The organism is Chryseobacterium barbadense, assembly GCF_042849955.1.
In the GTDB taxonomy this organism is placed as follows: Bacteria; Bacteroidota; Bacteroidia; order Flavobacteriales; family Weeksellaceae; genus Chryseobacterium.
This window is the reverse complement of the sequence record NZ_BAAFHL010000003.1, coordinates 105,989-122,022: the sequence shown is the minus strand read 5'-3', so window position 1 is coordinate 122,022 and position 16,034 is coordinate 105,989. Positions and strand designations below refer to the sequence as shown.

Below are 16,034 nucleotides of genomic sequence, written 5' to 3'. Positions count from 1 at the left end.
AACTTAAAGAAATGGCAAAATTAACGAAAAAGCAAAAGGAAGCTTTAAGCAAAGTAGAGAAAGGTAGAATTTATAACCTTGAAGAAGGTTCAGCTCTTGTAAAAGAAGTTAACACTGCAAAATTTGATGCTTCTGTAGATATCGCTGTAAGACTGGGAGTAGATCCAAGAAAAGCGAACCAAATGGTAAGAGGGGTAGTATCTCTTCCGCACGGTACTGGTAAAGATGTTAAAGTATTAGCTCTTGTTACACCGGATAAAGAAGCTGAAGCTAAAGAAGCTGGTGCAGACTATGTAGGTCTTGACGAATATTTAGATAAAATCAAAAACGGTTGGACAGATGTAGACGTTATCGTTACTATGCCTGCTGTAATGGGTAAATTAGGACCTTTAGGTAGAGTTTTAGGACCAAGAGGTTTAATGCCAAACCCTAAATCAGGTACTGTAACTATGGAGATCGGTAAAGCGGTTTCTGAAGTGAAGTCTGGTAAAATCGATTTCAAAGTAGATAAATATGGTATCGTTCACGCAGGAATCGGAAAAGTATCTTTTGATGCTGCTAAATTGAAAGAAAATGCTCAGGAATTAATCCAGACATTGATCAAAATGAAGCCGACTGCTGCTAAAGGAACTTACGTAAAAAGCATCTACCTGTCTTCTACAATGAGCCCGGGTATTGCAATCGATACTAAATCTGTTAACTAATATTAAATCCTTAAGACAATGACAAAAGACCAAAAAGTTGTAGCAATACAAGAGATCAAAGACTTGCTTCAGGATGCAAAAGTAGTATATGTAGCAGATCTGGAAGGGTTGAACGCTGCTAAATCTTCAGATTTCAGAAGACAGGCTTTCAAACAAAATATCAAAGTAAAAGTAGTAAAAAACACACTTTTACAAAAAGCAATGGAGCAAATCGACGGAGTAGATTACTCTGAGATGTTCCCGACCTTCAAAGGGAATTCAGCGATCTTGATCTCTGAAACGGCAAACGCTCCTGCAAAATTAATCCAAGGGTTCAGAAAGAAAGAAGAAAAGCCGGCTTTAAAATCTGCTTACCTTCAGGAAACTTTCTACGTTGGTGACAACAACCTAGACGCGTTGGCAAACATCAAGTCTAGAGAAGAAATGATCGGTGAAATCATCGGATTACTTCAGTCTCCAATCCAGAGAGTTGTTTCTGCTCTTCAAAACAAACCTGAAACAGTAGAAGCTAAAGCTGAAGAAGCTGCACCTGCTGTGGAAGAAACTTCTGCTGCTGAAGCTCCGGAAGCTCCTGCTGCAGAAAGCACTGACGAAACGCCAGCTGCTGAATAATTACACTCAAAAAATTAAATAAATAATCAACAAAAACATTACAACAATGTCAGATTTAAAAAATTTAGCTGAAACGCTAGTAAACTTAACAGTAAAAGACGTAAATGAATTAGCTGCTATCCTTAAGGATGAGTACGGAATTGAGCCAGCTGCTGCTGCTGTAGTAGTTGCAGGTGGAGCTGCAGGAGGTGATGCTGCTGAAGAAAAAACTGAATTCGACGTAATTCTTAAGTCTGCAGGTGCTTCTAAATTGGCTATCGTTAAATTAGTAAAAGATTTAACTGGTGCTGGTCTTAAAGAAGCTAAAGATATCGTAGACGGTGCTCCAGCTCCAATCAAAACTGGTGTATCTAAAGACGAAGCTGAAGCTCTTAAGAAGCAATTAGAAGAAGCTGGTGCTGAAGTAGAATTGAAATAATTCAATTGAACTCCAAAATATAAGCCTGAGCAATTTGCTCAGGCTTTTTTTATTCCCATATTGTCAGTTCAAACCAAGTATACTGACGCCTGTATAGCATGAATTAAACCACTCGGAAGTTTTTTTCCTTATGCTTAACATTCTTGTTAATTATAACAGCGGAAAACTCTGTAATCCCCTGCAGACAAGATCTATATTGTGATATTTATTTTGTTGGATTGTCTTCCGATAGTTAAAAAAGTAGATGTATTTTTTTTTTAACATAAATCTTTGATACTGATGTTATTTAAATCAGTAATTTTGGGAAAAATTAACAATAAGTATGTATGGAAAATTTATTATCGGACTTTAATATTAAAAAAAGCACTAATATTAAAAAGTTTTTTTTAATGGTGGCAGTACTATCTGTTTTCTTCCTGAAAGCTCAGAATCCTGCTTTAGAAATGGCTGATGGTGATGGAAATCCCACTGCCAATGTGACGAATGTCGTTAGTAATACGACGATAAGACTAAGGAATAATACCAATAATCCTACAGGGAATACGTTTGCTACTTATGCAAATCCCACTGCCCTGAATGTTACGTATACTTTAAGTAATCAGCAATATACGCAGGCCAACTTTGCAGGATATAACGGAGCTGTATTTATGGGATATCCCGGAGAACCTATTCTGACTTTAATGAATGCTTTTGGGAATACCACTGCAAGCACTCCTTTTACAAGTCAAGGTGCACCAGTTGGGAATGGAATTGATATTACAGCTAACCGGGCGGTAAATTTCTTTACGAATGTTCAACCTTTAACTACGGCAGCCAGAGCGACGAATCAAAGATGGCAAATGGCGGACTTAACTCTGACCTTTAGCAGAGCGGTTACTAATCCATATTTACAGATCAATGCACTAGGTGGTACTTCTAATGGGCAGAACTATACTACTGAATTCGATTATGTGTCATCTAATGTACCGGTTACCTTTTCTAAAGTTTCGGGGACGGCTCTTTTGAATATTACCTCTACGCAGATTCTAAATTCAGCCGCAACACCGGATGGAGCAGCAGCTAATGCATCAAGGGGTACTGTACAGGTTATTGGGACAGGTATTACCACACTTACTTTAAGAGTATATATGCGTGGTGGAACCGCCAATACCGGAACCAACTGGCATGGATCAACGACTACAGCCGGTGAAGGTTTTATGATTGGTGCTACCGTTGCGGAATCTAATCTTAACGTCACAAAAACAGTGAACAATCCTTCACCTAATGTAGGAAGCAATGTCACTTTTACTATTACGGCTAATAATACAGGAGCATCAAATAATACGAATGTTTTAGTTAATGATATCCTTCCTTCAGGATATACTTTCGTGAGTGCTACACCCTCTGTGGGGACGTATAATAGTGTAACCGGAGTATGGACGATAGGAACTTTGAATTCTGGTGGAAGCGCTACACTAAATATTGTTGCTACTGTTAAAAGCACAGGTAGCTATTTGAATACTGCGACAATTTCAGGGGATCTGCCCGATCCGGATACAACTAATAACACGGCAAGTGTAGCACCTACACCTGTTATTGTAGATACAGATGGAGATGGAATTAATAATGTATCTGATCTGGATGATGATAATGATGGGATTTTGGATAATGTAGAATGTTCAGGTAATAACATTGTTACTAACGGAACCTTTACTGGTAATGCTAATGGTTGGACTTTAGCTACTGGATGGGGATATGATGGTGTAGGCGCAATAACGATAGTTAATAATAGTGTGACGGATGTAGATGCTTCCCAAACTTTGAATAATCTTACAAAAACTAATAATACGATTCCTCTTTCACTTACCGTGGGTGCCCAAGATGGTACTAATGCAGCTGGATCAACAGCAAGTTTACAAATTATACTCAACGGGACTTTGTATGCTACAATTAATAATGGTACCACAAGAAGTACAGGTACAAATAATGTCACCATTACCTTGGCTAATGGAGCTACCTCGACTTTTACACCATTTACGACTGCTAATGTTACGGGTTTCACAACACAGACTTTTACCCTTAATATTCCTAATACCAGCATTCCGGATACCTCTACTTTGATATTCAGATCTACCAATGCACTGGACGACTGGTCTTTGGATAACATTTCTGTTTTAGCATTTACTTGCGACTTTGATGGAGACGGAACTCAAAATCATCTGGATCTGGATTCTGACGGAGACGGTTGTTACGATGCCCTTGAAGGTGATGAGAATGTACTAGCTTCACAATTGAACCCTAATGGAAGTATTGCCGGAGCCGTTGATGCTCAGGGAGTGCCTGCTCTTGTAAACACTGGCGGAGCAGCAGACTCAGGCTCAGATCAAGGTCAAGGAGTAGGAACCTCAGCCAACGCAAGCATTCAGGATATTCAATGCTTAACAGGTTTTGGATGTACAAATAATATGTACCTTTCCCAGACAAATACCTTATATAATGTGAATACTTCAACCAATCCGTTCACATATACCCAAATTGGACCTAGTGCAGCATCAAATTATAATGCAATAGGCATTAACCCGCTTGATGGCTTCATGTATGGAATGATTGCTAACTCCAATACGGTCATCCGTATCAATGCGGATGGTACCTATAATACTCTTGGTGCTGTAACAGGATTGCCGGCCGCTGTTATTTATAATGCCGGAGAAATTGATAACCTGGGGAACTACTATGTAAAAATAAATACCAGCAATAACCAGCTCTACAGGATAAATCTTACAACATTAACGGCTACGTTGATTACCCTAACGGCAAGTATTAACCTTCCTGATATCGCATATAATGTGAGTACAGGCCTTTTATATGGGGTGAATTCAACGAACGGGCAGTTGGTTTCCATTAATCCTACTACAGGAGCGGTTACGGCAATTGGAATTACACCGGGAGCAGTGAATTTTGGAGCTATGTTTGGTTCCAGTACGGGTGAGATGTATGGGGTTGATAATGCAGGAGGTTTTTATCAGTTCAACCTTTCAAACGGACAAAGAGTGTTGATTTCCAGTGCTCCTGCGAGTTCGGCAAATGACGGGGCGCATTGTGTAACCACACCTATCACATTCAGTGCAGACCTTGTTGTTACTAAAACAGACGGAGTTGGTAATTATATTCCTGGTACTACAACTACCTATACTATTGTGGCAAGCAATAGTGGTCCTTTCGGAGTGCTTGGAGCTACGGTTTCAGATCCTGTACCGGCAGGAATTCCGGCCGCTAATGTAAGCTATACTGCTGCTGTAGCCGGAGGCGCTACCACTTCTGTGACGGGAACTCAGACAGGTGCCATCAATGATATCATCAGTCTTCCTGTTGGAGGAACGGTTACCTATACAGTAACAATTACTATTCCTGCTACCTATAACGGAAATCTTGTGAATACGGTTACCATAACTTCTCCTTCAAACTCAACAGATACCAACTCTGCCAATAATACGGCTACTGATACGGATCTTCAGACAGCATGCTACAGACCTGCTGTAACTGCCGGAACGATATTGAATACCAATCACGGAATTACCTCTCTGGGAAGAGCCGGAGTCAATAATAGTAACTGGCCTATGGTGAGAAAAGGAGCATGGACGGCTCTTGAAGCCAAAACCAAAGGATTTGTTCTGAACAGGCTGACTACAGCACAGATCGCTGCTATTCCTGCTGCAGATCTTGTAGAAGGGATGATGGTGTACAACGTTACACTGGACTGTCTTCAGGTAAATACCACAGGAACTCCTGCGGGATGGGCTTGCTTTAATACACAAACATGTCCTTAAATTTTATAGGTAATAATTAAAATTGAAAATCAACATGAAAAATATATTCATACTTATCGCAGCATTATTTTTTAATAGTTTTTCTGCACAAGTTGCAATCGGAAAAACATCTGTGGCTTCGCCTTCGGTTTCCTTGGATTTCGGAACTGCAAACAGAGGGATGATTCTTCCATGGGTGAATTCAACCGGAGCTGTGACTGGAGTTGTAAACGGAACCATGGTGTATGACCTTACTGACAAAAAAGTAAAAGTAAAATATGCTTCAGGCTGGAAAGATCTTTCAATAGATACTACCGGAACTACAGTAGACCCCTTAACCAGTGTAGATGGTGTTACCATCCAAAATGCGGCTTCAGAAACTGCTACGGCAAAAACGGCTATCGGAACTCCAACTGCAACTCCGGGTATTTTGGTACTGGAAGATACAAACAAAGCAATGGTACTTCCTAAGGTGGCAAGTCCGCATCTTAACATCATTAATCCGGCTCCCGGGATGATGGTTTATGATACAACCGCCAAGCTTTTGGCTGTTTTCAATGGAAGTGTCTGGACGTTCTGGAAACAATAGACCATAGTATAGTAAAAATTTAAACCGCTTCATTCGGAAGCGGTTTTTTTATTTGTGAATGTGGATAGCTTTTTGTATCTTTGCTCCTCTTTTGGCGCGAATAATTGTTTGTAAATCTGTAAAATACTAGAAATCAACTCTTTCATTACAATGAAAGGGATTTCGTGTATATAGATATTTCGGCTAATTTTTGCCTCAAAAGTAATAAAAATATTTTGCATTACGCTGTGAAAAGATATACCAGTGTTGCAGTTAGGAATTAGATTTTAAGAATAAAGAAAAAAAGAATAAAGACTATTTCTAATAGCGCCAAACATTTGAAGTCGTTTATCTTTTCTCTCTCCTCTTTTCTCTGTTCCTGATATTTTTTAATAAATCAAAATATTTTTTAACCCCTTTCTTAAAAGTTTTATGAGTAAAACAACAGCAACAGCTCAGGGAAATCAGAGAATTAATTTCTCATCAGCGAAAGGAAAAATCATTACTCCGGACTTCCTGGATATCCAGATCGAGTCGTTTAAAGAATTTTTCCAGCTTGATACACTTCCTGAAGACAGAAGGAGCGAAGGTTTATACAAAACCTTCCAGGAAAACTTCCCTATTACGGATTCAAGAAACCAATTCGTATTAGAATTCCTAGACTATCTGGTAGATTCTCCACGTTATTCAATCGATGAGTGTGTGGAAAGAGGTTTAACGTATTCAGTTCCTCTGAAAGCAAGACTTAAATTGTATTGTACAGACCCTGAACACGAAGATTTCCAAACCGTAGTTCAGGATGTATATTTAGGCCCGGTTCCATACATGACGCCTAGTGGATCTTTCATCATCAATGGTGCTGAAAGAGTTATCGTTACTCAGTTACACCGTTCACCTGGTGTATTCTTCGGGCAAACGTACCACGCTAACGGAACTAAATTATACTATTCAAGAATTATCCCTTTCAAAGGATCTTGGATGGAATTTACTACCGATATCAACAGCGTAATGTACGCGTATATCGACCGTAAGAAAAAATTACCATTAACCACTTTATTAAGAGCGATCGGATATGAGTCTGATAAGGATATCCTTCAGATCTTCGACCTTGCTGAAGAAGTAAAAGTTTCTAAAGCTGCCCTTAAAAAAGTAGAAGGAAGAACATTAGCTGCGAGAGTATTGAACACATGGTTCGAAGACTTCGTAGATGAAGATACAGGGGAAGTAGTTTCTATCGAAAGAAATGAGATCATCCTGGATAGAGAAACCGTTCTTGAAAAAGAACATTTAGACCTTATTTTGGATGCTGGTGTGAAATCAATTCTGATCCACAAAGAAAACAGCAATGAATTCTCTATCATCCAGAATACATTACAAAAAGATCCTACCAACTCTGAAAAAGAAGCGGTAGAATACATCTATCGTCAGTTAAGAAATGCAGATCCGCCAGATGAGGAAACGGCAAGAGGAATCATTGAAAAATTATTCTTCTCTGAGCAAAGATACTCACTGGGTGAAGTAGGACGTTACAGACTGAACAAAAAATTAGGTCTTAACATCCCTACAACTACTGAAGTTCTTACCAAAGAAGATATCATTGCAATCGTAAGACATCTTATTGAACTTGTAAACTCTAAAGCTGAGGTTGATGATATCGACCACCTTTCTAACAGAAGAATTAAAACTGTTGGAGAGCAATTGGCTGGGCAGTTTGGAGTAGGTCTTTCAAGAATTGCAAGAACGATCAAAGAAAGAATGAACGTTAGAGATAACGAAATCTTCACCCCTCTTGATCTTGTTAATGCGAAGACTTTAACATCTGTTATCAACTCATTCTTTGGTACCAACCAGCTTTCTCAGTTCATGGACCAGACCAACCCATTGTCAGAAATTACTCACAAGAGAAGATTATCTGCACTAGGGCCTGGAGGTTTATCAAGAGAAAGAGCAGGTTTCGAGGTTCGAGACGTTCACCATACGCACTACGGAAGAATTTGTCCGATTGAAACTCCGGAGGGACCGAACATCGGTTTGATTTCTTCTCTAGGTATTTATGCAAAAATCAATACTTTAGGTTTCATTGAAACTCCATACAGAAAAGCAGAAAACGGTAAAATTGATTTGAATTCAGATCCGATTTACCTAAATGCTGAAGATGAAGAAGCAAAAGTAATTGCTCAGGCAAACGTTGAAATGAACGATGATGGTACGATCAGTACAGACAGAGTAATTGCAAGATTGGATGGTGACTATCCGGTAGTGGAGCCTAATCAGGTAGACCTTATCGACGTTGCACCAAACCAGATCTCCGGTATTTCCGCTTCATTGATTCCTTTCTTGGAGCATGATGATGCGAACCGTGCGTTGATGGGATCAAACATGATGCGTCAGGCAGTTCCTTTGTTGAAGCCACAAGCTCCAATCGTAGGTACAGGTCTGGAACAACAAGTGGCAAAAGATTCAAGAATCTTGATCAATGCTGAAGGTACAGGTATCGTAGAATATGTAGATGCTGACAAGATCGTTATCAAATATGAAAGAAGCGAAGATGAGGATTTAGTACAATTCGAATCCGCTACTAAAACATATAACCTTACTAAGTTCAGAAAAACCAACCAAAGTACAACGATTACCCTAAGACCAAACGTAAGAGTTGGAGATACAGTAGAGAAAGGACAGGTACTATGTGACGGTTATGCTACTGAAAACGGAGAATTGGCTCTTGGTAGAAACTTAGTGGTTGCGTTCATGCCTTGGAAAGGATACAACTTCGAGGATGCGATCGTAATCAATGAAAAAGTAGTACGTGAAGACTGGTTTACTTCCATCCACGTAGATGAATACTCTCTTGAAGTTCGTGATACCAAATTAGGTATGGAAGAATTAACAGCGGATATTCCAAACGTTTCTGAAGAAGCTACCAAAGATCTTGATGAGAATGGTATGATCAGAATCGGTGCGGAAGTGAAGCCTGGAGATATCATGATAGGTAAGATCACTCCAAAAGGAGAATCAGATCCTACTCCGGAAGAAAAACTTTTGAGAGCGATCTTCGGTGATAAAGCAGGTGATGTGAAAGATGCATCATTAAAAGCGGACTCTTCATTAAGAGGGGTGGTGATCGATAAGAAATTGTTCTCAAGAAATATTAAAGATAAAAAGAAAAGAACTGAAGAAAAACTTAAGCTTGAAGAAATTGAAAACACTTACAAAGCTAAGTTTGATGATTTGAGAAACACGTTAATTGAAAAATTAAATACACTTGTAAGCGGTAAAACTTCTCAGGGAGTGAAAAACGACCTTGATGAAGAAATCATCGGTAAAGGAGTGAAGTTTACTCATAAATTATTGACATCAGTTGAAGATTACGTAAACGTTAGTGGTTCAGACTGGACAGTTGATGCTGATAAGAATGAATTGATCAAGCAATTAATTCACAATTACAAAATCAAGTACAACGATATCCAAGGAGTTAAAAACCGTGAGAAATTTGCAGTTTCTATCGGGGATGAACTTCCTGCAGGTATCATGAAGCTGGCTAAAGTATACATCGCTAAGAAACGTAAGCTGAACGTAGGAGATAAAATGGCAGGACGTCACGGTAACAAAGGTATCGTTTCAAGAATTGTTCGTGAAGAAGATATGCCATTCCTTGAAGACGGAACACCGGTAGATATCGTATTGAATCCACTTGGGGTACCTTCCCGTATGAACATCGGTCAGATTTATGAAACAGTTCTTGGATGGGCTGGTCAGAAATTAGGATTGAAGTTCGCTACACCAATCTTCGATGGAGCAAGTCTTGATCAGATCACTGAATACACAGATAAAGCTGGTCTTCCTAGATTTGGTAACACTCACCTTTATGATGGAGGTACCGGGGAAAGATTTACTCAGCCTGCAACGGTAGGGGTAATCTACATGTTGAAACTAGGACACATGGTGGATGATAAGATGCACGCACGTTCTATTGGTCCTTACTCATTGATTACTCAGCAGCCGTTAGGAGGTAAAGCTCAGTTCGGAGGTCAGAGATTCGGGGAGATGGAGGTTTGGGCTCTTGAAGCATTCGGAGCATCCAATATCCTAAGAGAAATCCTGACTGTGAAATCGGATGACGTGATTGGTAGAGCGAAAACTTATGAAGCGATCGCGAAAGGAGAAGCAATGCCTGAACCAGGTATTCCGGAATCTTTCAACGTATTACTTCACGAGCTACAAGGTCTTGGATTAGACGTAAGATTGGAGGAGTAAATTAAAAGATTTAATTATTAAAAAATTAAAGAATTAATGAACTCCGAGATGATAAGAGCGAAAGTAATTTTTAAATCTTTCAATCTTTTAATCTTTTAATCAAAATAAAAATTATGTCAAATAAAAATAAATCAAGTAGATTTAATAAAATAACCATCGGTTTAGCTTCACCGGAATCTATTCTTCAGGAATCGAGAGGAGAGGTTTTAAAACCGGAAACTATTAACTACAGAACGCACAAGCCTGAAAGAGACGGGTTGTTCTGTGAAAAAATATTTGGTCCTGTAAAGGATTACGAATGTGCTTGTGGTAAATATAAGAGAATCCGTTATAAAGGGATCGTTTGTGACCGTTGTGGGGTAGAAGTTACTGAGAAAAAAGTAAGAAGAGAGAGAATCGGGCACATCAACCTTGTCGTTCCAATTGCGCACATTTGGTATTTCCGTTCATTGCCAAACAAAATCGGATACCTTTTAGGAATTCCTTCTAAGAAATTAGATATGATCATCTACTACGAAAGATATGTAGTGATTCAGCAAGGTATTGCTAAAAAATTAGACGGTTCTGATTTTGAACATATGGAATTCTTAACAGAAGAAGAGTACCTTGATATCATGGAAACTCTTCCTGTGGAAAACCAGTATCTTGATGATTCAGATCCAAACAAATTCATCGCCAGAATGGGTGCTGAAGCTGTTGAGGATCTATTAAAAAGAATCGATCTTGATGCATTGTCTTTCGACTTAAGACACAAAGCTCACAACGAAGGTTCTAAGCAAAGAAGAACTGAGGCTTTAAAAAGATTGAACGTTGTAGAAGCATTGAGAGGTGCTAATACAAGAATGATCAACAAGCCTGAGTGGATGATCATGCGTGTGCTTCCTGTTATCCCGCCAGAACTAAGACCATTGGTTCCATTGGATGGAGGACGTTTCGCCACTTCCGATTTGAATGACCTTTATAGAAGAGTAATTATCAGAAATAACCGTTTGAAGAGATTATTGGAGATCAAAGCTCCGGAAGTAATCTTGAGAAACGAGAAGCGTATGCTTCAGGAATCAGTAGATTCATTATTCGATAATACAAGAAAATCTTCAGCAGTAAAATCTGAATCCAACAGACCACTGAAATCCCTTTCAGATTCATTGAAAGGTAAGCAAGGTCGTTTCCGTCAGAACTTATTAGGAAAAAGGGTTGACTACTCTGCGCGTTCGGTAATTGTTGTAGGTCCAAACTTACAGCTTCACGAGTGCGGTATTCCTAAAGATATGGCTGCGGAATTGTACAAACCGTTTATCATTAGAAAACTAATCGAAAGAGGTATTGTAAAAACAGTAAAATCTGCGAAGAGAATTATTGATAGAAAAGAACCTGTAGTATATGATATCCTTGAAAACGTGATGAAAGGTCACCCGGTACTATTGAACAGGGCACCTACGCTTCACAGATTGGGTATTCAGGCTTTCCAACCTAAGATGATCGAAGGTAAAGCTATCCAACTACACCCGTTAGTAACAACGGCATTCAACGCCGACTTCGATGGTGACCAGATGGCGGTACACTTACCATTAGGACCAGAAGCGATCCTTGAAGCTCAGTTATTGATGTTAGGTTCTCAGAATATCTTGAACCCAGCAAACGGTTCTCCTATTACCGTACCTTCTCAGGACATGGTACTTGGTCTGTATTTCATGACTAAAGAAGCTAGTTCTACTGAAGAGTACAAGGTAAAAGGTGAAGGTTTAGCATTCTATTCTCCTGAAGAAGCAGAAATTGCTTATGCGGAAGGAAAAGTTTCTTTAAATGCTAAGGTAAGATGTAAACTACCGGTTAAAGAAAACGGAGAATTAGTAACAAGATTAATTGAAACTACAGTAGGTAGAATTCTATTCAACCAGATTGTACCTAAACAGGTAGGATATATCAATGAACTTTTAACTAAAAAGTCATTGAGAAACGTTATCGGTAAGATCCTTGCTGATACAGACTTCCCTACAACCGTGAAGTTCTTGGATGCCATGAAAGATCTGGGATATTCAAACGCGTTCAAAGGAGGTCTTTCATTCTCATTAGGAGACATCGTGGTTCCTGCTGAGAAGAAGCAGATGATTGCTCAGGCTGTTGAAAATGTGGATGAAATTAGAGCCAACTATAACATGGGTCTTATTACAGATACAGAACGTTATAACCAGGTAATCGACGTTTGGACAAACACCAACGCTGGATTAACTGAAATGATCATGAGCAGAATGAAGTCTGACCAAGGTGGATTCAACTCTGTATATATGATGCTTGACTCTGGAGCAAGGGGATCTAAAGAACAGATCCGTCAGTTATCAGGGATGAGAGGTTTGATGGCAAAACCACAAAAAGCCGGATCTACCGGAGCGGAGATCATCGAAAACCCGATCGTTGCGAACTTTAAAGAAGGTCTTTCCATCCTTGAATACTTTATCTCTACCCACGGTGCACGTAAAGGTCTTGCGGATACCGCTCTTAAGACAGCCGATGCCGGTTACTTAACGAGAAGATTGGTAGACGTTGCACAAGATGTTATCGTTACAGAAGACGATTGTGGTACTTTAAGAGGTACTGAAGTTACTGCACTTAAGAAAAATGACGAGATCGTTGAAAAAATTTCTGAAAGAATCTTAGGTAGAGTTTCTCTTCATAACATTTATGATCCTGAAACAGACGAATTAATCGCTGAAGCAGACCAGGTAATCAACGAAGTATTGGCGAAGAGAATCGAAGAGGCAGGATTAGAAGCAGTTGAGGTTCGTTCACCATTAACTTGTGAAGCAAAGAAAGGTATCTGTGCGAAATGTTACGGAAGAAACTTGGCAACAGGTAAAGTAATCCACATGGGAGAAGCGGTAGGTGTAATTGCAGCACAATCCATCGGGGAACCGGGAACTCAGTTAACATTGAGAACCTTCCACCAAGGGGGTACTGCAGGAAACGTATCAGAAAACCCTTCAATTGTGGCAAGAAGAGACGGTATCGTTGAAATGGATGAAGTAAGAACCATTACTTCTGAAGATGAAAATGGTAACACCGCTGAGGTTGTAGTTTCCCGTTCAACAGAATTCAGATTGGTTGCGGACAACGAAACAAGAACTCCGCTAATGGTTGCCAACGTTCCTTACGGTTCCGTATTGGCAGTGAAGCCTGGTGATAAAGTGAAGAAAGGAGATCTGATCTGTAAGTGGGATCCGTATAACGCGGTTATCATTGCTGAAACATCAGGTAAGGTAGAATATGAAGATATCATCCAAGGGGTTTCATTCCAGCTTGAAATTGACGAACAAACAGGATTCGAAGAAAAAGTAATCTCTGAATCAAGAAATAAGAAAGCCGTACCTACATTAAGAGTAGTAGATTCTAAAGGAGTTGAGCAAAAAGCTTACAACTTACCGGTAGGAGCTCACTTAATGGTTAATGACGGTGAAAAAATCAAAGCAGGTAAAATCTTAATCAAGATCCCGAGAAAATCTGCAAAAGCAGGGGATATCACCGGAGGTCTTCCGAGAGTTACCGAATTATTCGAAGCAAGAAACCCTTCAAACCCGGCGGTGGTTACAGAAATCGATGGGGTAGTTTCTTACGGAAAAATTAAGAGAGGTAACAGAGAACTTATTGTTGAAGCGAAAACTGGAGAAAGAAAAGTGTACTTAGTAAAACTATCTAACCAGATCCTTGTTCAGGAGAATGACTTCGTAAGAGCAGGAGCGCCGCTTTCTGATGGTTCTATTACACCGGAAGATATTTTGAGAATTAAAGGTCCAACTGCGGTTCAGGAATATCTTGTTAATGAGATCCAGGAAGTTTACCGTCTGCAAGGGGTGAAAATTGACGATAAGCACTTCGAAATCATCGTAAGACAGATGATGACGAAAGTAGAGATCGTTGATGGAGGTGATACTCAATTCCTTGAAGGTGCTTTAGAGCATAAGTATGATTTCTTAGAAGAAAACAACAGAGTATTCGGTCTTAAAGTAGTTGTAGACGCTGGAGATTCTAAAGAATTCAAGCCAGGTCAGATGATTACGGCAAGAGAATTAAGAGACGAAAACTCTAAGCTGAAACGTGAAGATCAAGCTTTAGTGGTGGTAAGAGAAGCACTTCCTGCTACGGCAACGCCAGTATTACAGGGTATTACAAGAGCCGCTCTTCAAACTAAATCATTCATGTCTGCGGCATCGTTCCAGGAGACTACGAAAGTACTTAACGAGGCAGCGGTTGCAGGTAAAGTGGATGATCTGAACGGTCTTAAAGAAAATGTAATTGTAGGACACAGAATTCCGGCAGGTACAGGTCTTAAAGAATATCAGAATGTAATCGTTGGTTCTAAGAAAGAATTCGAGGATATTAACTAAAATTTTAATTATAGATTACGGATTTTAAATTTTAAATGATTTATATTCGTAGTCTATAATTTAAGATATAAAAATTAAAATTTTTTAAAAAAACATGGACAATCAAAATCAAAATCAAGACGGAAACATCAACATCGAATTGAACGAAATGGTAGCTGCTGGGATCTATGCTAACTTAGCATTGGTAAATCACTCTCCATCTGAGTTTGTAGTAGATTTCATCCAATTAATGCCTGGTGTTCAGCAAGCTAAAGTAAGATCAAGAGTTATTCTTGCTCCGCTTCACGCTAAAAGAGTATTAAGTGCTCTTCAACAAAATATTGCTAACTACGAACAACAATTCGGAGAAATCAAAGAAGTTGAGCCTTTCGTATTAGGTGGTAATAACGTACAAGCTTAAGATTTTTTTTAAATAAATCATAAAATGCCTCAGTTTACTGAGGCATTTTTCTTATGTAGTATTTTTAATTTTTCAAATGATGACGATGAATGCTGTTTTATCAAGAAATATATTTGCATTTTATTATAATTTGTAAGAAAAGTTTAGCGTCTTCTTATCATATCAATACTTCAATTTTATATATTTGCTGTAAATATATGCAACGGATATGGTCGATCATCAGTTTATTCTCAATAAATTCGGGTTTCTGGGTAACGATTTCTCAAACGAAATGCAGAAGTACGCTGTAATAGAACATATAAAAGCAAAAACCGAAATCATAAGAGAAGGGCAAAAAGTAAGATATGTTCCTTTTTTGATTAAAGGATCCATAAAAGTATATTCCTTGAATGACGGTCGGGAACTTATTTATTATTACGTCCGTCCGGATGACAGCTGTCTGATGACTTTTGCCTCTATTTTTGGAGATTATACCAGCAAAGTATATGCAATTGCTGAAGAAGATTCCGAAGTATTGCTGATTCCTGTTTCCGTTTTGCACAATTGGCTGATCCGTTTCCCTGAGATCAATAAACTCTTCTATTATGAATACGACAAAAGATTTACCGATGTTATGAATATGGTAAATGAAGCTGTATTCCATAAATTAGACCGGAGAATATTAAGCTATATTAAACAGCAGATTTCAATTACCGGACATAATCCTATAAAACTTACCCATAGAGAAATTGCTAACAATTTGGGAACATCCAGAGAAGTAGTAAGCAGAGTCCTGAAAAAAATGGAGAATGAAGGAGAGGTTATTCAAACGAAAGAAGGATTGAAAATTCCATCCAATGAGAATGTTAGACTTGTCTAATAAATATTGTTTACTGTTTTAAATTTTCCGATTGATAAAAACAATGTAGTAGGTG

Annotated in this window: 9 protein-coding genes; all 9 read left to right on the top strand. The window is 38.9% G+C overall.

Annotation, left to right across the window (positions count from 1 at the left end):
- Nucleotides 1-11 precede the first annotated feature (11 nt).
- Nucleotides 12-704, top strand: a complete 693-nt coding sequence (gene rplA, locus ACGHIN_RS03555; protein ID WP_123262515.1) for a 50S ribosomal protein L1 — start codon at nt 12-14, stop codon at nt 702-704.
- 18 nt (nt 705-722) lie between these two features.
- Nucleotides 723-1,316: a 50S ribosomal protein L10 gene (rplJ, locus tag ACGHIN_RS03550; protein WP_390450872.1), complete on the top strand. Its 594-nt coding sequence runs from the start codon at nt 723-725 to the stop codon at nt 1,314-1,316.
- A gap of 46 nt (nt 1,317-1,362) precedes the next feature.
- Nucleotides 1,363-1,734, top strand: coding sequence for a 50S ribosomal protein L7/L12 (gene rplL, locus ACGHIN_RS03545; RefSeq protein WP_123262513.1), 372 nt, complete (start codon nt 1,363-1,365; stop codon nt 1,732-1,734).
- A 389-nt stretch (nt 1,735-2,123) separates the two neighbouring features.
- Nucleotides 2,124-5,540 carry a DUF6923 family protein gene (locus ACGHIN_RS03540; RefSeq protein ID WP_390450870.1) on the top strand — a complete coding sequence of 1,139 codons (3,417 nt, stop codon included), beginning with the start codon at nt 2,124-2,126 and terminating at the stop codon, nt 5,538-5,540.
- Nucleotides 5,541-5,574: 34 nt separating this feature from the next.
- Nucleotides 5,575-6,108, top strand: a complete 534-nt coding sequence (locus ACGHIN_RS03535) for a hypothetical protein (RefSeq protein WP_390450868.1) — start codon at nt 5,575-5,577, stop codon at nt 6,106-6,108.
- A 411-nt stretch (nt 6,109-6,519) separates the two neighbouring features.
- Nucleotides 6,520-10,341, top strand: a complete 3,822-nt coding sequence (rpoB, locus tag ACGHIN_RS03530) for a DNA-directed RNA polymerase subunit beta (RefSeq protein WP_390450866.1) — start codon at nt 6,520-6,522, stop codon at nt 10,339-10,341.
- Nucleotides 10,342-10,454: 113 nt separating this feature from the next.
- The gene (gene rpoC / locus ACGHIN_RS03525; RefSeq protein WP_390450864.1) at nt 10,455-14,720 is read left to right on the top strand and encodes a DNA-directed RNA polymerase subunit beta'; all 4,266 of its coding nucleotides are present in this window, start codon (nt 10,455-10,457) and stop codon (nt 14,718-14,720) included.
- A 94-nt stretch (nt 14,721-14,814) separates the two neighbouring features.
- Nucleotides 14,815-15,120: a DUF3467 domain-containing protein gene (locus tag ACGHIN_RS03520; RefSeq protein ID WP_121459920.1), complete on the top strand. Its 306-nt coding sequence runs from the start codon at nt 14,815-14,817 to the stop codon at nt 15,118-15,120.
- A gap of 208 nt (nt 15,121-15,328) precedes the next feature.
- Nucleotides 15,329-15,979, top strand: coding sequence for a Crp/Fnr family transcriptional regulator (locus tag ACGHIN_RS03515; protein ID WP_390450862.1), 651 nt, complete (start codon nt 15,329-15,331; stop codon nt 15,977-15,979).
- Nucleotides 15,980-16,034 lie beyond the last annotated feature (55 nt).

Coding starts and splice junctions, on each gene's coding strand:
- rpoB (WP_390450866.1), top strand. CDS start 6,520: ATGAGTAAAACAACAGCAACAGCTCAGGGAAATCAGAGAATTAATTTC.
- rplA (WP_123262515.1), top strand. CDS start 12: ATGGCAAAATTAACGAAAAAGCAAAAGGAAGCTTTAAGCAAAGTAGAG.
- ACGHIN_RS03540 (WP_390450870.1), top strand. CDS start 2,124: ATGGTGGCAGTACTATCTGTTTTCTTCCTGAAAGCTCAGAATCCTGCT.
- rplL (WP_123262513.1), top strand. CDS start 1,363: ATGTCAGATTTAAAAAATTTAGCTGAAACGCTAGTAAACTTAACAGTA.
- rpoC (WP_390450864.1), top strand. CDS start 10,455: ATGTCAAATAAAAATAAATCAAGTAGATTTAATAAAATAACCATCGGT.
- ACGHIN_RS03515 (WP_390450862.1), top strand. CDS start 15,329: ATGGTCGATCATCAGTTTATTCTCAATAAATTCGGGTTTCTGGGTAAC.
- ACGHIN_RS03535 (WP_390450868.1), top strand. CDS start 5,575: ATGAAAAATATATTCATACTTATCGCAGCATTATTTTTTAATAGTTTT.
- rplJ (WP_390450872.1), top strand. CDS start 723: ATGACAAAAGACCAAAAAGTTGTAGCAATACAAGAGATCAAAGACTTG.
- ACGHIN_RS03520 (WP_121459920.1), top strand. CDS start 14,815: ATGGACAATCAAAATCAAAATCAAGACGGAAACATCAACATCGAATTG.